The sequence below is a fragment of the Vibrio sp. MOR3 genome (assembly GCF_001557775.1).
In the GTDB taxonomy this organism is placed as follows: Bacteria; Pseudomonadota; Gammaproteobacteria; order Enterobacterales; family Vibrionaceae; genus Vibrio; species Vibrio jasicida.
In genome coordinates this window covers 550,936-568,173 of the sequence record NZ_LNRD01000001.1, presented here as the reverse complement: position 1 = coordinate 568,173, position 17,238 = coordinate 550,936, and the positions used below count along the sequence as shown (strand labels likewise).

General features: G+C 44.7%; 18 protein-coding genes. 7 read left to right on the top strand and 11 right to left on the bottom strand.

Annotated features, from left to right (window positions below):
* Nucleotides 1-109 precede the first annotated feature (109 nt).
* From ATB76_RS02595 to ATB76_RS02570, 6 genes are all read right to left on the bottom strand, one after another.
* Nucleotides 110-1,369, bottom strand: a complete 1,260-nt coding sequence (locus ATB76_RS02595) for a hypothetical protein (protein ID WP_042603268.1) — start codon at nucleotides 1,367-1,369, stop codon at nucleotides 110-112.
* Nucleotides 1,362-2,075, bottom strand: a complete 714-nt coding sequence (locus ATB76_RS02590) for an ABC transporter ATP-binding protein (protein WP_009704729.1) — start codon at nucleotides 2,073-2,075, stop codon at nucleotides 1,362-1,364. The genes ATB76_RS02595 and ATB76_RS02590 overlap by 8 nt, the downstream gene beginning before the upstream one ends.
* Nucleotides 2,075-3,310 (bottom strand): FtsX-like permease family protein, encoded by a 1,236-nt coding sequence (locus ATB76_RS02585; RefSeq protein ID WP_061034533.1) that lies wholly within the window; start codon nucleotides 3,308-3,310, stop codon nucleotides 2,075-2,077. Before ATB76_RS02585 ends, ATB76_RS02590 begins: the two co-directional genes overlap by 1 nt.
* Nucleotides 3,300-4,529, bottom strand: coding sequence for an FtsX-like permease family protein (locus ATB76_RS02580; RefSeq protein WP_061034532.1), 1,230 nt, complete (start codon nucleotides 4,527-4,529; stop codon nucleotides 3,300-3,302). Before ATB76_RS02580 ends, ATB76_RS02585 begins: the two co-directional genes overlap by 11 nt.
* Before the next feature lie 66 nt (nucleotides 4,530-4,595).
* On the bottom strand, nucleotides 4,596-5,342 hold the full coding sequence (locus ATB76_RS02575) for an outer membrane lipoprotein-sorting protein (RefSeq protein ID WP_039978080.1): 747 nt from the start codon (nucleotides 5,340-5,342) through the stop codon (nucleotides 4,596-4,598).
* Between the two features lie 116 nt (nucleotides 5,343-5,458).
* The gene (locus ATB76_RS02570; RefSeq protein WP_038867440.1) at nucleotides 5,459-6,901 is read right to left on the bottom strand and encodes a sensor domain-containing diguanylate cyclase; all 1,443 of its coding nucleotides are present in this window, start codon (nucleotides 6,899-6,901) and stop codon (nucleotides 5,459-5,461) included.
* A gap of 362 nt (nucleotides 6,902-7,263) precedes the next feature.
* Here ATB76_RS02570 and ATB76_RS02565 point away from each other — a divergent pair, with 362 nt between their 5' ends.
* Nucleotides 7,264-8,427 carry a threonine/serine exporter family protein gene (locus ATB76_RS02565; RefSeq protein WP_038867439.1) on the top strand — a complete coding sequence of 388 codons (1,164 nt, stop codon included), beginning with the start codon at nucleotides 7,264-7,266 and terminating at the stop codon, nucleotides 8,425-8,427.
* Here the strand turns inward: ATB76_RS02565 and ATB76_RS02560 are convergent.
* Nucleotides 8,399-8,683, bottom strand: coding sequence for a ribosome alternative rescue factor ArfA (locus ATB76_RS02560; RefSeq protein ID WP_038867438.1), 285 nt, complete (start codon nucleotides 8,681-8,683; stop codon nucleotides 8,399-8,401). The two genes, ATB76_RS02565 and ATB76_RS02560, sit on opposite strands and share 29 nt — an antisense overlap.
* A 368-nt stretch (nucleotides 8,684-9,051) precedes the next feature.
* Here ATB76_RS02560 and ATB76_RS02555 point away from each other — a divergent pair, with 368 nt between their 5' ends.
* The 4 genes from ATB76_RS02555 (at nucleotide 9,052) to ATB76_RS02540 (ending at nucleotide 10,897) form a co-directional block, all read left to right on the top strand.
* On the top strand, nucleotides 9,052-9,261 hold the full coding sequence (locus ATB76_RS02555) for a cold-shock protein (protein ID WP_005433440.1): 210 nt from the start codon (nucleotides 9,052-9,054) through the stop codon (nucleotides 9,259-9,261).
* A gap of 73 nt (nucleotides 9,262-9,334) precedes the next feature.
* Nucleotides 9,335-9,880 (top strand): YaeQ family protein, encoded by a 546-nt coding sequence (locus tag ATB76_RS02550; protein WP_038867436.1) that lies wholly within the window; start codon nucleotides 9,335-9,337, stop codon nucleotides 9,878-9,880.
* Nucleotides 9,867-10,409 (top strand): hypothetical protein, encoded by a 543-nt coding sequence (locus tag ATB76_RS02545; RefSeq protein ID WP_038867435.1) that lies wholly within the window; start codon nucleotides 9,867-9,869, stop codon nucleotides 10,407-10,409. The genes ATB76_RS02550 and ATB76_RS02545 overlap by 14 nt, the downstream gene beginning before the upstream one ends.
* Before the next feature lie 128 nt (nucleotides 10,410-10,537).
* Nucleotides 10,538-10,897, top strand: coding sequence for a glutaredoxin (locus ATB76_RS02540; RefSeq protein WP_038867434.1), 360 nt, complete (start codon nucleotides 10,538-10,540; stop codon nucleotides 10,895-10,897).
* Nucleotides 10,898-10,976: 79 nt separating this feature from the next.
* Here ATB76_RS02540 and ATB76_RS02535 read toward each other — a convergent pair whose 3' ends face one another.
* Entirely contained in the window at nucleotides 10,977-11,603 is a 627-nt protein-coding gene (locus ATB76_RS02535; RefSeq protein ID WP_038881812.1) for an OmpA family protein, read from the bottom strand.
* Between the two features lie 370 nt (nucleotides 11,604-11,973).
* Between ATB76_RS02535 and ATB76_RS02530 the strand changes: the two genes are divergently transcribed.
* On the top strand, nucleotides 11,974-12,606 hold the full coding sequence (locus ATB76_RS02530) for a thiol:disulfide interchange protein DsbA/DsbL (protein ID WP_038881813.1): 633 nt from the start codon (nucleotides 11,974-11,976) through the stop codon (nucleotides 12,604-12,606).
* 14 nt (nucleotides 12,607-12,620) lie between these two features.
* The gene (locus tag ATB76_RS02525; RefSeq protein ID WP_038881814.1) at nucleotides 12,621-13,094 is read left to right on the top strand and encodes an FKBP-type peptidyl-prolyl cis-trans isomerase; all 474 of its coding nucleotides are present in this window, start codon (nucleotides 12,621-12,623) and stop codon (nucleotides 13,092-13,094) included.
* Between the two features lie 85 nt (nucleotides 13,095-13,179).
* On the opposite strand, the gene ATB76_RS02520 is transcribed toward ATB76_RS02525, so the two are convergent.
* From ATB76_RS02520 to ATB76_RS02510, 3 genes are read right to left on the bottom strand one after another with little or no spacing between them, the layout of a single operon-like run.
* A complete protein-coding gene (locus tag ATB76_RS02520; RefSeq protein ID WP_240538018.1) occupies nucleotides 13,180-14,118 on the bottom strand; it encodes a hypothetical protein in 939 nt (312 codons plus the stop codon).
* Nucleotides 14,108-16,507 carry a fimbria/pilus outer membrane usher protein gene (locus ATB76_RS02515; RefSeq protein WP_061034530.1) on the bottom strand — a complete coding sequence of 800 codons (2,400 nt, stop codon included), beginning with the start codon at nucleotides 16,505-16,507 and terminating at the stop codon, nucleotides 14,108-14,110. Before ATB76_RS02515 ends, ATB76_RS02520 begins: the two co-directional genes overlap by 11 nt.
* 47 nt (nucleotides 16,508-16,554) lie before the next feature.
* Nucleotides 16,555-17,217 carry a fimbria/pilus periplasmic chaperone gene (locus tag ATB76_RS02510; RefSeq protein ID WP_038881816.1) on the bottom strand — a complete coding sequence of 221 codons (663 nt, stop codon included), beginning with the start codon at nucleotides 17,215-17,217 and terminating at the stop codon, nucleotides 16,555-16,557.
* Nucleotides 17,218-17,238: the final 21 nt, after the last annotated feature.

The window sequence follows — 17,238 nt, the reverse complement described above, 5'->3', positions numbered from 1 at the left end:
TGAGCGGGCTGGTATTTATGGAGCAGCATTCAGTATCGTATTTACATCAGAGTTGATAGAAGAGTTTCACTTACTAACAGTTAAATAAATTCACTTTTAAAACATATATTTAAAAACTGTATTTAATATTAGCAAACAACAAAGTCGCAGGTACTTCGCCAAACAAACTGCCACTGCTACCGTTAAAGTTTTGGACTACCGTGAGCAACTGCCAGTCATTAGCGAGAGAGTAGTTACTCGATATCCCAAGGAAATAGGAATGATCGTCGTAGTAACTGGTTGAGAGCGTGACGCGGTTTAAAGGCGTTAAGTCAAAGCTCACTTCGGCATACCATGTATTTCGTGTAAAGCTCAACGTTTTTGCATCGAGAGGAAGGTTCAAATACGCCAATGCGCTTGATGCATCTTGCGGCTCAGAGATAAATAACCACGCCGCACGCCCCATCCAGCTGCGTTTGCCGCCAAAGCTGTAATCCGATTCAATACTGGCAACTGTGGTTTTTCTGGTCGGTTCACCCTCAAATTCTGGATCAATGGGATCAAACCACGTGAGCTCTCCACGAAAACCCGCATCAAACACATCCGTTGCAAAACCAGCACCGAGTAAGTAATCCATCCGAGCTCGCCCTGCAATAAACTGATAATCCCATCCCGATTGATTGGCGAAATAACGCAGTGAGGCACTGTCTTGCCCTGACTGACGAGCTGGTGAAAACACCAAATCTACGCCGTCGGCAAAGCTCAGCTTTCTGCTCAGCATGACCGCATCCGTGCCTGCCCGCTCTTCATAGTCAAAATCGTAAATCGAATACGCATTGTAGATATCGTTTGGATTCCATATCGTATTCATCGACCAATTGATACGAAAGCGCCCTAGTTGCGCTCCCCAGTCATCTTGCTGCCAAGTGAGATATAGACGATCAAGCTGACTGTTAATGACCACATCATCTTCATGCCAGTTTTTGCTTAAATCCATGTAACCAGAATCCAACGCGACCAAATCGGCATAGCCAGGAAAGTCGGTAGAATCGCCCCAAAGTGCTCGATTTCGTAGCCCAACATTCACACGCCAGCTAGAGGAAAAACGGTATTCAAAGTTAAGTCGATTGTGTATCAAGTTATCGAACGTATTATCAGTGCCATCAGGAATACTGTAGGTTGCCATGTATTTGATGTAACCATCCAAATCCCATGACTTTTGAGGCTCTAACCCGGGAACAGCAGACAAGGCAGGACCAGCCTGAAGACTAAGCAATGAAAGACTTAACGCCTTAATAAACACTGCATTTACTTTTGTTCTGGGCAAGTAAGTATTCAATCGGATAGCTTTAGTGCAAGTCGCAGACAAATGGGAAACAGCTCTATGCATGCGACCTCTCTGCGCGATTATCAATATTGCTGAAATCACGCGCCAAACGACCGTCTTCAAACACGATAATTCGGTGAGCACGTTTTATCACTCGCGGATCGTGGGTCGAGAAGATAAACGTCGTTCCCTCTTGTTCGCTAAGTTGCTCCATAATGTCGAGCAGCTCCGCGGTGCTTTTGGCGTCTAGATTGGCAGTAGGTTCGTCCGCCATGACAAAACGAGGCTTCGGCGCTAAAGCACGAGCAACCGCAACACGTTGTTGCTGCCCACCAGACATTTTACCAGGCACCTTATTCATCTGTTCCGCCAATCCCACTTGTTCAAGTAAGGACGTCGCACGTTCACGGCACTCTCGCTCAGTTTTACCTTGCAGCTGCATGACGAATTCCACATTCTCAAGCGCGGTTAACACTGGTAACAAACTGTAGTCTTGGAAGATGAAGCCTATATTATCGCGACGATAGGCAATCAGCTCTTTTTCTGACATCGATGAAATCATGCAACCATCGATTTCCACCTTGCCAGAGCTTGGGGCATCAATACCGCCAATCATGTTCAGCAACGTCGTTTTACCCGAACCGGATGGTCCCATGATCGCAACAAATTCACCCTGCTTAATCTCTAAGTCTACCGACTGCACTGCGTGCACAGGGTAATCACCATCGGCGTTGTAAATCTTAGTTAGGTTTTCTAGTTTGATGGTCATTAGCTTTTCTCCGCCATGGCATCCACAGGTCGATGCTTCAAAATTTGTCGTGCGGGATACAGGGCTGCGATAAGGCTGGCAACAAAAATCGCGATAATGATCATTTGATATTCCGCTATTGATACCCGTGGATAAAGCAAGGTATCCACGCCATAAGCCCCTAGCCCTTCCGCCATACCAGCCAGCGACAATCCGGTAACACTTAGTACCTTAAGCATAATTGCACTCCCGAGTAACCCAAGCGCACAACCGCTTAATCCGAGGAACAAGGTTTCGAAAACGATCAACAAGCGTATCTTGTGTTTTTGCATCCCGACAGCCATTAACACACCGAACTCTCGCGTGCGTTCAAACACCGACATCAGCATAATATTGATGATGCCAAGGGTCATCGCCAGCACAAACACCACCAGCATCACTTGGTTAGAAATATCCATCGTGCTCATCATGGTTGAGAGCAAAGGTTGGATCTCCTGCCAAGGTCTCACACTGAGCAAGTCTTTACTTTCCGGCGGCAAAATAGAGTGAGTGAACGCCAGTAACTGCTTGAGCTCAGTGTAGTTATTAGAAGTAAGGAGTATCGCGATTTCGTGCGTGCCACTCAGCCCCGCTACCTTTTCAAGATCCGTTTTTCGGACGTAAACATTCCCGTCATCAAATCCTGTCGATGGTGTTTTGAATATACCTCGAACACGAAATGCCGCGCCTGCGACCTCCCCGTTCACATCAGACAAAGTGAGTACGACTTTGGAGCCAACGCGTAGCTTCAATCGTTCGGCTATCTTGCTCGAAACCAAAATCGGATTTCTGCCTTCTTCACTCAGCCATTCCCCGTCGACAATATGTTTCGAGAGTGGCGTGATGTTTTGCTCTTGCTCGATATTAACGCCGTTGATGCGAATACCACGTGTACTGCGCGCCGACGCTATCATGCCATCTGCTAGAAATCGCTCAGAGATGGCTTTCACTTCTCGGTTACTGGCCAACACTTTGCTTATCTTATCCGCATCGGGAATCACATCTTTTAGCTCAGGATTAACCAAGTAGGACTTTTGCTGGATCTGCAAATGACTGGTTTGCCAAGAGATGGCGTTCTTGATCATGCTATCGACCAAGCCATTCATGAACCCCATCATGGCAACCACGCCCATCAGGCCAAATACCATGGCTCCGAGCATAATTGAGGTTCTCAACTTGTTGCGCCACAAGTTACGCCACGCCAACTTAACCAGCATGAGCACCTCCTTTTAACCCTGCAGCAATGGGCATTCGAAGCATACGAGCCATTGGGTAAAGCAAACACAACAAGAGAATGAACAGCACGACGGCGATTTGATTGAGCAGTAAATGTGGGTCGAGCGAGACGGGCACAATAGGCTCAAAACCACTTTCGCGCATCAACTTGGCAGCATCGCCAGTAATTTCGATTGGATTAAAAAAGAAATACCCCAACACAGGAGCACTCACGATAAGCCCAATAATGATGCCAATGACGGACATAAACAGAGACTCTATCGTGAGCAGAAGAACGAGTTTGGAGCGCAACATTCCGGTTGCCAACATAACAGCGAACTCACGTTGGCGTTCTAATGTCGTCATTAAGATTGTCGCGAACAAGCCAAAACCAACAATGCCGTAGAGAATATAAATCAAGAAAATGCCGCCCGCTTTATCTAAGGCGATTTGCTGTGCCATTTCAGGCAACAGCTCTTTCCAATCTTTCACGGCTACGTTATCGCCATACTCGGCTTTAAGCTGTTCAACGGTATCAGGTAGATCTCTTAGACTCTCAGTATATAAAACCCATGCGGTGACTTGGTCATCCAATGAATACAGGTTTTGCGCAGTATCGAGCGGCATGTACACCAACTGAGAATCAAGCTGCTGCAAAGGAAAATGAAGAATGCCCGAGATTTGATACAAACCTGCCGCGGTCTGTCCTCGATAACCGGCACCGTAAAGTACTAATTCATCACCAACCTTGAGTTGTAAATAATTCGCTAAACCACCACCAACTAGCACTGATTTTTGCCCCGATTGGATGTAGCTTCCCTCAATCAACTTGTCGCTGATATTGGAGTACTGGTCTTCAGCTTCAGGCTCAACGCCTAGTACCATCACGCCTTTTGAGCGTTCGTCTTTTGCGGCTAAAGCAAAAGACTCTACCCGAGGTAATACCACATCAATATTGGGATTGTTTTTCGCCGCTGAAATGAAGGTGTTGGTTTGCGGTAAGACATCATCAATGCTGGAAGAGTCACCAAACTCGGGGTTTTGCAGTTGAATCAACCCGGTATAAAACTTGGCGGCATTTTTGATATTGGACGTGTAACTCCCTTCTTGAAACGCTCGCGTAATAAGCGAAAGAAACAGCACCAATGCCAACGCAGACGCCGTCAGTAGTGTCCTGCGCTTTTGTCGCCAGAGGTTTCGCCAAGCCAGTTTCACAAGCATTGATTCGCTTCCTTCCGTTGATATTTGATTATCCGTTTCTTCTTTTAGCCGTTCGCTCACCCAAACTTAGTCGCGCAGCGATTTCATCTGTTGCTGAGAGAAAAAACTGTCATCGATATCAAAATCAAACTGCGCTTGGTGAGTAATGAGTACGGTTTTGTTTTCTGGCTTATCAAGCGGCTGCATTTCCATTCTGGTCGCCAATTTTCTCCCGCCGAGCTCTTTCACATCATAAGTCGTCATCACGTTCACTCTCTCATCAAACTCATCGTAGAATTCCACTTTGCGCTGCAGATAGGTCGATTTGGAAATCCACAACGTTACTTTGCTCCAAACCACGGGAGCATCGGGCTTAGCAACCGCATCTATCACCCAAACCTTGTCGCCATCAAATGTATCCTCGCCTTTCAATTGATGCTGATAATCGACCACAATGGAAGACTGGTTGATCAAGTCATCGTTGGTGAAGTCTGAGCCCATCCACGACTGGCTCAACATAGATGGCGCAATTTTGATGACGCGTTCAATACTCGGCACCCAATTCCACATTTCGCGCTGGCGTTTCAACGAGGCACTTCCTTTGTCCTTGGCCGGTGCTGTCACTAATACGAGCGATAAATCCGTTCCTTTAGTCCAACTTTTCATTGTCATTGAACGTGTCCAATCAGGCCGAACAATCTCCATTGTTGATTCGCTGTAGCTCGAGTCGCCTCGCATTGCTTGATCTGACTTTTTAACAATGTCGGAGGCACTTTCCGCATGCAAAGAACATGAAGCAGTAACACACAGTAGAGATAATAAGGCTTTATACATGACATACCTCAATGTGAGAAAAACAATGATTTACTAAAAAAATAACAATGAAAACAGTAGGTTCAAATCAGTATAGCAAGCAAGATGGAGGGGGTAGCGAGAGGTGGTTCAAAGTTTTACTGAACCTTACGAAGTAACGGCTCAACGTTAGTTCTATTAATGATCTGAAAAACAGCGCGGTTCTTACCATTGGCCTTACCGCAATACATAAGTTGATCTGCGTCTTGTAAACTTAATTTTGCATCGAATGTTGGATAGAAAGCGCATCCTAGGCTGACACTAACGTGCATAGTTTTTCCATCTAGCAATATGGGAAAATCGTTTATCCGAGCACAAATTTCCCTAGCAAGCACTTCTGCTTCTTCCGCGGAGAGTGCTGCTGTCACCAAAGCGAATTCTTCACCACCAATACGAGCAAGCGTCATGCGCTCATCAATAACGGATTGCGCGGTATTCGCAACCGCGACGATCGCTTTGTCCCCAACTAGGTGACCAAACTGGTCGTTAATCGACTTAAAGTCATCGATATCAAACACCATCACAGTCAAGTTGCTGCGAATGGCGCTCAGCGTAGAAAGTTGCTCTATCAAATGACGGCGGTTGTAGAGCTTTGTCAAAGGATCAGTCAGGGTCAACTCGAATAATTGTTGGTTGGCGAGCGTTAACTGCCGAGTCCGTAGCTCGACAGTTCGTTTTAATGAAAAGATATGAAACATTGCAGCGATGATAAGAGCAAAAACGGCAACGGGGACAAGGTAAGTGGGGTATACGGTTTTCACATGTATCCAGCGGCTTAAGATGCGATCTTTATCCGTTTCTAGCACTCGTTCAAAGGCATGTGAAATTTTTGCAATGGACATAGGGCTGCCAACACCTGCTGCAATTCTTAAGTCTTTACTATAAAGATGCAACGCAGGAACGAATGTCAGGCCCTCCGGCACGGTTGCCATGTAAAAATTAGTGACTTGCATATCAGCTACGAATAGGAAAATTTTCTTCTCTGCCGCGGCACGCAGCATCGCATCATTATTTGCATAAAGGGTGAGTGTTGCTTTTGGGTATCTTTGCCGTACAAAGAACTCTTCGTAGCCACCTTTTACGATGCCCACTTCCATTGCCGAGTCGCCCTTAAGCACCGCATTGATTTCAAGGCCCAGTATGTCCTTGTTGATATACAGTTGGGTATCAATTGGCATGATCACCGAGCCAAAGTCTAAATAGGTATCCCTCTCTCGTGAATAAATCAACCCGGCATGAATATCAGCCTTGCCCTCTTTCACAGCTTGTAAAGATGCTTCCCAGTCTAAGAGTAGAAATTCTACGTGTAGATGATTTCGAGCTGCAAATTCTTTCCAAAAGTCGATAAGAATGCCTTGAGGTTCACCATCTGGCGTTAGGTAAGAAAAAGGTTTCCACGCTTTAGAATTGGCGACAACAAGTGTATCTTGCTGCGAATCATGGCTATAACAAGCAGCACTGTACAACACCGTCATCACCAGCGTTAAAAAGAGCAGCTTTGTGCTTTTCCAACCATAAGAACTATAACGTATGAGGTACATACAAACTTTCGCCAACCTTAGGTTCATCTCATCTAAGACTTCAATCGAACCTAAGATATAGCAGAGACTTATCAAACTGGTAGAACACCTTATTGATATGAATCTAAATTAATACATATTTTCTCAAAAATGATACTTTTTAACTATTCGTTACTGCCAATTGATAAGCCCTTATGATGAATTTTATATCGAGAATAGTATGGTAGAACTCAAACGTTTGCTTAGAATTTTTATGCAGCAGCGAAAACACCTGACATAGCCCACAAAAAAACATAAAAAATGTAATGATTATTCGCTCGATAACTGTGGTTTTTGTTAACTTACGCGCAATTTTTTTGTGACCCGAATTTTTCGCTTTCGCTATGCCTTCTCAATATAGAATTAACAAAATCGTCGAAATTGGCGATACATTGCACCGCAGTGGTTGCGCACCATACAAGGTAGAAAAGTACACTCAACACTATGCTCAAAAGCATGGCGTCGATGTGATGATCCAAGCGACACCGACTGCGATCAACTATCAATTTCCCGATGACAACAACGCTGTGGTTCTTAAGCGCCTAAAACCTGCCTCTATTAATCTAAGCTTGTTAGCGAACACCATTATTCGGATCAACCAACCGAGTAGCGACCCCGTTCCTGAACCTGCGGGCTATCCGCCTTGGGTCATTGCGCTTGCGAACATGGGCATACCGCCAGCGTATTTAATGTTAGTTGGTAGCACATTAGAAGCGGTTGGTTTTGCATTTTTACTCGGTTTTATGGTGTGGGGCTGTCAGCAGGTCTGTCGGGCTCGACGAGCAATAGCCGTCGAGTTCATCGCCGCCCTATTTACAGGCATCATCGTTGCCTATCTTTCCAGCACAGGTTTACCTATACCCGTTTGGGCATTGTGCATCGCGACTATTGTCTTATTTGTGCCGGGACTATCTATCGCCAACTCACTTGAATGTTTAGCATTTAATGATTTGGTTTCCGGAACGAGTTTACTCGGACAATGCGCACTCACATTGATCAAACTGTTTGTCGGCATCACTATGGGTCTCAATATTGGCGAGGCGATTTGGGGGCAAGCCCAGTCCATCGCGTATACCAACGAGATCCCGATTTGGATGCACATCAGCGGCTTATTTTTAATCTCTGCTTGTTTGGGTGTGATTTTTAATGCCCGTCTGATCGATATTCTATTGGGCTTACCCGTTGCTATGCTCGGGATGTGGGGACCTTTCTACCTTGGATTTGAAAGTGGTTGGGTGGTAGGCACATGGGTAACAACCGTGTTGATCACGTTGTACGGTACATGGATAGCGAAAAAGATGGAGTTAACGGGGTCCATTTACATTGTCCAAGGCATCATCATTTTGGTTCCAGGCAGTCGCGTATTGGTTAGCGCAAGTCAATCTGTGTTTGAACAATCAATTCTACCAATACCAAGTATTGGTCTTTCTGCCCTATTTATGTTCTCGGCCATCGTTGCTGGACAAATCACCGCTTACTCTATCTACTCGCCAAAAATTGAACGCTAGCCAACATCGATTCTTCAGCCATGAAAAAAGCCCTATTCAAAATCCACTGTAGTGAAAACTTTGAATAGGGCTCTTTGCCTCTATGTTTCGCTTTTCTGTTAAAACTGCCTTTCCCTTTCTTTGCTTTTACTACTCGAGTTTTGAATAGTTGGCTGGTTACTACTGCTTTTAGTGCGTTATCTTTGATTTCGCCTCGGCCGAATTCGGTATCTTGATGACATTCATTCAGCTGAGGAGTCGGTTTTTTCGTTGCCATAAGTCCTCCGCAATGGTCGAACCAGATTGGACAATAATTTTCGAAAATAGTCAAATTTGTAGAATTAAATTCATTTTATTCTTCAAAAACTTCACAACAACGTCATTTATTTGAAATTTCATCAAAAATATAGTGGTTAAAAAGTGACTAAATACAAATATTTGCCCTATAAGCACCAATATATGTTGACTCTGCCTGTATTTAACCTAGACTCTCTCACGGCTAGAAAGAAAGTTCTTTGTTTTCACATTTCGTTGGATTACTCGTAATTCCCCCGTCCTGTGGTACGCAATAGCAATTTATTTTTCCACGCTATAAGCGCCGTATTAGGCGAAGATTTACATAAATTAGATATTTAGGAAATAGACATGTCTAACAAAGCTACTGGTACAGTTAAGTGGTTCAACGAAACTAAAGGCTTCGGCTTCATCCAACAAGAAAACGGTCCTGACGTTTTCGCTCACTTCTCTGCAATCCAAGGTGACGGCTTCCGTACTCTTGTTGAAGGCCAGAAAGTAGAATTCGAAATCACTCAAGGTCAAAAAGGTCCACAAGCTGAGAAAATCACTCTAGTTTAATCCTTTAAGATTTTGATATGGTAGCCAGCTCTAAGCTGGCTATTTTTTTGCCCTTAATTTATTGATACCCCTTATGGCTTTAAAACCGACAATTTACAAGTTTCGTATCGCAATCTCCGATATGAACAACGACCACTACGACTCTAAGAACCTAACCATCGCCCTTCATCCTTCAGAGAAACCACAACGCATGCTCGCGCGTATTTTGGCTTTCTGTCTTAATGCAAAAGATGATTTAGAGTTCACGAAAGGTCTTTCAACAACTGAAGAACCGGATTTGTGGCGGGTGGAAGACGATCAGAGCATCACGCACTGGATCGAAATTGGTGAGCCAGAACCGGACCGCATCAAGAAAGCAACCCGCTTAGCAAAACGTGTAAAAGTGTATACCTACAACACAAAAGCATCCGTTTGGTGGGACAAGATGGCAGGCAAATTTGGCATGCTTCCTGTTGATGTGGCAAGTTTGGATTACGACGCTATCGACTTGATTTCACAACACCTTGACCGCGGCACTAGCCTTTCTGTTATGATTACCGGCACCTCAATTTTCGTTGATATAAACGAACAACACGTCGAAGTGACGGTGAAGGAATTACAAAGTAATGACGCCTCTTAATGAACTGATCCAAGAAATGGGGTTCAAAAACATCCCTTTCGTCAACGAGCATAAAGCCGCGAGACGACGTTGGACTAAAGAACAAGCCCCATTGTTCATTAGAGTATGTGAAAACAAGCCTGAAACGGCGCCTGCCCTGCATTTACTTGGACTTTTGACCAAGTCTCATATTGAAGCCAGCGCACTGTACGAGCAGCATTCCACGTCTTCTCAACATATGCAGAAAGCGCTGAGTGATACATTAGGCGATGAGCACGCAGACAAGTTTACTAATCAGTCTGCAGAAGACTTAATACTCATCACTCACCTATGGCTGTATACGCAAGGCTACTTAAACATGGATTTTAGTCTTGCTCATGATCATGCAGAACAAACTCAAGAAAGCCTTCAGCACGAACTCGTAATTAAACGTATGGATCTCGATGCTTTCCGTACCGACTTAATGCAGAGCTTCTACCTTGGTAAAGAAGCAACCCCAGCCAAATCGAATGGATTATTTGGTTGGTTAAGGCAACTCTTTTCCTCATAAAAAACATGGTTTTGTCAAAACCCGACACCTGCTAGACTACGCCCTACATACATGCAACGATTTCTTAACTATTGAGCTCGTTGCATGCTCGTAAAGGACACTCATCCATTGAACATCAAGGGATCATTATGACGTTTATCCGTTGGATTTTGGGAAAAATCATTTTACTTCTCAATGCTGTATTCTCTCCTCGCGGCGTTAAGCGTAGCGAAGAAGCTCAAAAAAGTGTTGACGAAAAAGCCACACATTACGCGCTATACCAATTTGAAGCCTGTCCTTTTTGCGTAAAAGTTCGTCGAGCGATGAAACGCCAGTCAGTAAACATCGAATTGCGTGACGCAAAAAATGACTCAGTACATCGTGAAGCACTGGAGCAAGGTGGCGGTCGCGTTAAAGTACCGTGTCTTCGTATTGAAAAAGATGGCGAGACACAATGGCTTTACGAATCTTCAGACATCGTGACATACATTGAAAAAGAATTTGCCTAGTTCCCCCTAAGAACATTGGCGGATGTAGAAGAGGCACCTATTGGTGCCTCTTTTCTTTGATGCGAAAACATTATTCTGTTTACTGATCCACAATCAACATTAGTTCTACTCGACGGTTACAAGCTTTACCAGTTGACGTCGCGTTGCTGCATTGTGGTACGTATTCTCCAAAGCCACGAGAAAACACGCGCTGGCGCGGTAAACTCGTCGCCAACAATTGCTTCTCGACTTCACGAGCTCGCTTTTCTGACAAACTGTCGTTGAAACTTGCAGCACCTGTACTGTCCGCATGGCCATCAATCACGACATCGACATCCGTTCTGCCTGATAAATAATGACCTAGGTTACGAATCCAATCTTGAGATTGCGAAGAGAGCTTCGCTGAGCCAGTTTGGAAATGAACCTGCTCTTTCAACCGAATCATAAGATGCTCGCCACTGATGGTTTCGTGGGCGATTTGATGCCTATTTAAAAACATCTCCAGTGACATCACGCCCTGTGGCTTTTTTCCCATCGAACTCGTCGCTTGTGTAGTCTGTCTCGGTGCAGAAACATAAGAAGTAGGTGCGTAACCCCACTCTGGATGTCTTAGCTCTGAATTTGTTCGAGGGGCGGTATCAAGAATGTTCCCCCCTGGGACCATGTTAGGATCCATGCTGGTGCATCCGGCTAACATACCGCATGCAACTAAAAACCAATGCTTCATACTGTTACCAACGTAGAATGAATTCCTGCTCACTGTGTCGGCTCAAAATGTCCAAACTTTAGTGCTTTCGTTTTTCTAATCTATTTTCCAAGCACCTATCGTGCCAATTTTTTCTTTTACTCGACAATTTATCGGTGTTTCCAAAGGTTTAACCGCCTATCCCATCATATGCACATCACTAAGTTGCGACCAAATTTTATGAGCTAACATCCGCTAACACGATTTAGGGCAACAAACCACGCGCCATAACTATGTTTTGACTAAACTTTCTTCGATTGTCTCACTTTAGTGTAACAAGCCGTTTTAATGGTTTTCGTTGATAACGTTAACCGATAAACTATCGATAACTTTACAATCTAGAGCGTCACCCATGTTTAAAACCATTTCTAAAGGCGTTGTCCTTTTTGCCGCAGTAGCGGCGCTTGCTGCTTGTGATAACGGCAATTCTCAGCCACAACAAGGTAAACAATACGAAGTACTGCCAACATCATTGACGGAATATGACCTAGCCCCACTGACGGAAGTCTTCTCTCTCAACTGTGGTCACTGCCGTACAATGGAAACCTTTGTTCCTCAAATCGAATCACTCACTGAACAGAAAGTGCAAAAAATGCATGTGACGTTCAATGAAAGCGCGCAAATCAGTGCCATCATCTTCTACACAGCGGTTATGCAATTAGATGGCACACCAGACAAAGCATTCATGGAAGAATTGTTTGCAGCAGTCCAAATGGGGTCAGAAGCGACGACTGATGAGCGTCAAGCAGCAGTAGAGAAAGTATTTGAATCTCGTAATTTAATTAGCCCATACCAATTGGACGAAGCTCAACAAGCTGAGCTGTTTAAGTTCATTACAAAGGCAGAAGAAATCACAACTCGTGGTCAGATTAACTCAGTACCTGCCTTTATCGTAAACGGCAAATACCAAGTGATCACTGGTGGTCATGAAACCGTTGAAGCAATGGCAGACACCATCAACTATCTGCTAAAACAACCAAAATAAGACAAGGAGCAATTGTGTCTAAATTTCTGTTTCCTCTTATCATTTTCATCCTAGCTGGCTTTTTTATTTACCGCACTTGGACAAACCATAAAGTCGCAGATGAAAACTTTGCAAAAGGCCAAGCGTTCTTGCTAGAAAACAGCAAAGCCGAAGGCGTCATTACAACAGAAAGTGGCCTACAGTACTTAGTACTAGAAAAAGGTACTGGTGAAGTCCACCCAACAGCGAACAGCAAAGTAAAAGTACACTATCACGGTACACTTATCGACGGTACGGTATTCGATAGCTCAGTAAATCGTGGCGAGCCGATCTCATTTGGCCTTAACCAAGTGATCAAGGGTTGGCAAGAAGGTTTACAGTACATGGTTGTTGGCGAAAAAATCCGCCTGTTCGTGCCAAGTACACTAGGTTACGGGAAAAGTGGCTCAGGCCCAATCCCACCAGCAAGCGTCTTGATTTTCGACGTGGAGCTATTGGATATCCAATAACCTCTCCATAAACTAAAAAACGCCGCGATAATCGCGGCGTTTTTGTTTTATTGGCTTAGCTTATGAACTCAACATCCAATTGTAGTCAGTATGCAATCAAACTTACCGTCATCTCATCTTCATACTGCCCAGCGGTGGCTCCGGGTACGGCTTTGTTTTCAAAAGCCATGTTGAATCGAGTTTGATTACCACGTCGAGTATTTAAAAATATAGGGCTATCTAAGTCGATATTCTGCCCTTGCAACGAAGTGGTATAAGGGACCTTGTGAGTGGGTTTCCTAGTATTAACAAGATGGCCGTTATTCAATGAATTGAGCTCGAGTTTAACCGATGCATTGCTAATCACAATAATATCCAACGCTCTATGATTTTGGTTAGTCAGGTTCCCCATATCCACGGTGATTCTCGCTCCCGATACGGAAATGCGAGAGCTAGACTTAGCTTCAATCCTCGCACGAACGAAAGGCTTTATGGTGTAATCAAGGCTGGCATTTTTGACGACTGCGTCCACTTGCTTACCAAACAGAGACAGTTCAAAATCAGCTCGATAGTTCCCAGGCTGCATGATTTTACCCTCTGGAACTTGCACCCAAAAATCGACCTGTTTGCCACCACGGTTTGGTAACAAAAAATCACCTTGAGAACTTCTATTTAAGCTTTTTCTTTGTGCGTTCAAAACTGTCGAATTCACCTTACCTTGAGGCCCTGTAACAACCTGCTGCCAACCATTTGATGGTTTGATGGCAATACCACTTACACAGTTGACCAAGCGGTTATCTAATTCGACTTTACCTTGAAACCACAGGGTGTCAGGTTGCGCCACTTTCAGTTTATACGACACATCATTGATACTCACTTGAAACGAACCCTCACACTGAGCTTCATTGGTATCACTTGCCACCACTGATGAAGTAAAAGCGGTCACAAGCAACATTCCTGCGATTGTTAAGACATCACTGCAACTTATCGTGTTCATCCTATTCACCCTTTCCTTAGCAGTACAATGCACTTGATTACTTGTCATTACTCAGCACCACTTTGATTTCGCCCAAATTAATCAAGCTCGAATCAGATTCCGGAATCGTGATAATGATTGGCTGGGTGCTCAAACCGTAAAGTTGAACCAAGTATTTACCGGGACTCAGTCCTTGAATGAAGAAACGCCCTTGTTTGTTGGTGAAAAACTCAATTTGTTCATCATCAACCAACACACGCCCTTGTCGGTACTCGATAGGTTCACCGCTAAGACGCTTCAAATAACCACTCGCGGTGTATGACGCATCGGAACCTATCGTCAACAAATATCCAGTTGCCGCCGCAGGCATTAGCTCAAGTTTGCCATCCCCCCAGTCATAACCAACGGGAGAACCCATCACGTTATAATCCATCGCATAACGAGCATAAGGTTGCGAGATAGAGACCAGACCATCAATGCTTTGGGTTGCTATCGCTGTCGGCCTTCCTTGGGAGTCTACATCTAGATTCGCTGTCGCTTCCCCCAGTGTTGAGTGTACCTCTGCAACGACAAATGGCCCACTGGTTGCACGCCCCCACCCCCAGTCGCCGTCAACCATACCAATTGCTGTCGCTAAGCGCACTGAAGCTTGGTATTGCTCGGTATCTTCTTTTATCACCACATCACGGCTCACTTCAGACTCGGCTCTGAATCGATTTGCGGTGTAGCTAAGTTGAGCTCGTTGGGTATCACGAAACTCATCCCGCTCCGCTTCAATTCTCACTCCGTAATCACCGACATAGTTCAAACCTTCATTACTAAAATACGCTCGGCTTCGTTCATTCTCACTGTTGTAAGAGAGACCTATACGATTTCCATGCTCATCCGAATACCAATTGTATTCAAAGGTAAACAAGAACCGCGTATCCGGTTCGTTATAACGCTCGGATTCTTCGTATTCGGTACCAGCCCCTACGGTAAAACCACCATGCCGCCAATTGAGCAACACAGAACCTCTCAACTCATCGTCATCCGGCGGAAGTTGCGTGACACGCCCCGTTAAGGTCAGATCTAACTCACTATTGATTTGCCAAAAATAATTCGCGAGATACTGCGTATATGAGTTACCCTCTTGAGACTCTTGCCAAGGCTTACTTTGAAAGTCATCCGATTTTTCAATTGCAAAACGTAAGTTCGGCGACTGGCTTTCGCCACTGCCAAAAATACTGTTCTCGTAGTCAAGAGATGTTATCCACCCATCTTCGTCTGAACTTGCAGAGCTGAATGAATAACGCGCGGTGACATTACCGACTGCACTCTTAAATGTCGTCAATGCACCCCAAATTGCCCCTTCTTGGGCATACAAACCGTTGACTCCTGTCGTCAACCAATCGGTAACACCATATTCGATATAGCCTGTTGCCACCCATTCGTCTTGATACTCAACTTGACGATTGTCATAGATGATTGGTTGCCCAACGGAAAAAGAGTAATCAATCAGACCTTTTTTCAACAGCTTAGCGTTATAAAATTGAGTAAAGCGTAATACTTCCTGCTTACCAGAAACATAGTTAACGACAACCGTAATATCATTCGCACCGTTATCTAAAATCAGATTCTTAAGGTTGTAGCGCCCCGGCTCTAATCGCCCACCAGAAATTCGCTCACCGTTGACATAAACTTCCACTTCGGCAGATTCAAGCAGGACAAGCTGCTGGCTGCTCTCTGGGCTTGTCTCACGATCCGGCTGCAAGTCTGCATATCGACTCTCAACAGAAAAACCGCCCAGTGACATTCCATAAATATGCCCGGACTCACCGCTGATCACATCGCCGACAGATGTGCGCATTGGTAGGTTAGGTTTGTCATAAAAAGCAATCCACTCACCTCGGGAAAAATTTGTTGTTTCGTTATCCGCTTCGAGGTAATTGGCGAAAAGAAAGTTAACACCATTAGCACCACCGATGTTGCCTTGTGACAGCCAATCCAGCGAAGTGTCCCAAGTCTCAACGCTCTCTTGCCAATAATTGTTATAGGCAAAACTAAAACTATTTAACCAGCTTAGCGAGCCACTTTCGGAGGGAACAAAATCGGGGTAACTAGACGATAGATTTATATCTTGCTCGCTAAGGATTTGCGCAGAGAGGCGGACGTCAATAAACAATGATTCAGTGTTGAGAGTGGCTTCTATACCACGCTCAGCGAGCGTTGCGACATCAACGAATGTTGATGATTCTGAGCCAAAAAACTGCTGCCACCATTCTGGGCTCACTCGCGGCCCAAGCAAATTTTGAAGCACATCAACAGATACGCGTTCTAGAGCCATACCGTGTATTTCAACAGGGAGATCGCCAAGCTGATTTTGCTCATATACTAGGGGCAAAGAGAGGCTGTAAGAGCTTCCCCATACAGCCCCAGAAATAAGGACAGCGATCGATACGACGAATGCGCGCCACATTGTAACCTTCCGTGTATATCAGTGACGTTATGAAAACTGGGGGGTCGTTAGTTCACAAGAAGTGACTCGACGTTCACCAGAACTTTCTGATTTGGTACGAGATATTGCATCGGCAGAACCGGTTCTAATTGTTCCCAGTCCCAACGCTTAGTCTGACCTTGCCAATCAACCGAATAAGTGTGTTTGTTTAGCTCAATAACACTTGAACCTGTATTGCTAATTTTCAGGTTCGGCTTCTTGCCATTGGACACAATGATTTCGCTAGAATAATGGTCTTGCGCATCTTGTGGAGACACAAATACAAGCGCTCCGATTCGGAACAACATCTGTATGGCATCTTTCTCAACTTCATTCGCTTTGAGTGGCAATTGGCTCACGATCAAGCGATAGGATTCTGCCACACCCTTAGGTGCACCAATATATTGCACTTTAATGGTCTGAGATTTCCCCGGTTGAATAAGAACTTGCGGTGGAAAGATCATCAAGTCACCGGTTTCAAGAAGCGACTCTTCATTGTTGAATTCGACCAATCGCTTAACACCAGTCACTTCGATAGGCAGAGGAGCAAGAGAGGTATTGGTTACCTTAAAAAATACCGTCGTCTCTTTCCCTGAATCGGAAAGAAATTGCACCATAGGAAAAAGCTCAAAAGCCAACACTTGGGCTGGCATGTAAATCAAGATAAGAAATAATATTCGAAGTGTTTTCATACAACATAATGGCTGAGGGAT

Bases quoted from the DNA above. Each gene is read 5' to 3' on its own strand.
- ATB76_RS02595 (WP_042603268.1), bottom strand. From the start codon at position 1,369: ATGCATAGAGCTGTTTCCCATTTGTCTGCGACTTGCACTAAAGCTATC.
- ATB76_RS02590 (WP_009704729.1), bottom strand. From the start codon at position 2,075: ATGACCATCAAACTAGAAAACCTAACTAAGATTTACAACGCCGATGGT.
- ATB76_RS02585 (WP_061034533.1), bottom strand. From the start codon at position 3,310: ATGCTGGTTAAGTTGGCGTGGCGTAACTTGTGGCGCAACAAGTTGAGA.
- ATB76_RS02580 (WP_061034532.1), bottom strand. From the start codon at position 4,529: ATGCTTGTGAAACTGGCTTGGCGAAACCTCTGGCGACAAAAGCGCAGG.
- ATB76_RS02575 (WP_039978080.1), bottom strand. From the start codon at position 5,342: ATGTATAAAGCCTTATTATCTCTACTGTGTGTTACTGCTTCATGTTCT.
- ATB76_RS02570 (WP_038867440.1), bottom strand. From the start codon at position 6,901: ATGTACCTCATACGTTATAGTTCTTATGGTTGGAAAAGCACAAAGCTG.
- ATB76_RS02565 (WP_038867439.1), top strand. From the start codon at position 7,264: ATGCCTTCTCAATATAGAATTAACAAAATCGTCGAAATTGGCGATACA.
- ATB76_RS02560 (WP_038867438.1), bottom strand. From the start codon at position 8,683: ATGGCAACGAAAAAACCGACTCCTCAGCTGAATGAATGTCATCAAGAT.
- ATB76_RS02555 (WP_005433440.1), top strand. From the start codon at position 9,052: ATGTCTAACAAAGCTACTGGTACAGTTAAGTGGTTCAACGAAACTAAA.
- ATB76_RS02550 (WP_038867436.1), top strand. From the start codon at position 9,335: ATGGCTTTAAAACCGACAATTTACAAGTTTCGTATCGCAATCTCCGAT.
- ATB76_RS02545 (WP_038867435.1), top strand. From the start codon at position 9,867: ATGACGCCTCTTAATGAACTGATCCAAGAAATGGGGTTCAAAAACATC.
- ATB76_RS02540 (WP_038867434.1), top strand. From the start codon at position 10,538: ATGACGTTTATCCGTTGGATTTTGGGAAAAATCATTTTACTTCTCAAT.
- ATB76_RS02535 (WP_038881812.1), bottom strand. From the start codon at position 11,603: ATGAAGCATTGGTTTTTAGTTGCATGCGGTATGTTAGCCGGATGCACC.
- ATB76_RS02530 (WP_038881813.1), top strand. From the start codon at position 11,974: ATGTTTAAAACCATTTCTAAAGGCGTTGTCCTTTTTGCCGCAGTAGCG.
- ATB76_RS02520 (WP_240538018.1), bottom strand. From the start codon at position 14,118: ATGACAAGTAATCAAGTGCATTGTACTGCTAAGGAAAGGGTGAATAGG.
- ATB76_RS02515 (WP_061034530.1), bottom strand. From the start codon at position 16,507: ATGTGGCGCGCATTCGTCGTATCGATCGCTGTCCTTATTTCTGGGGCT.
- ATB76_RS02510 (WP_038881816.1), bottom strand. From the start codon at position 17,217: ATGAAAACACTTCGAATATTATTTCTTATCTTGATTTACATGCCAGCC.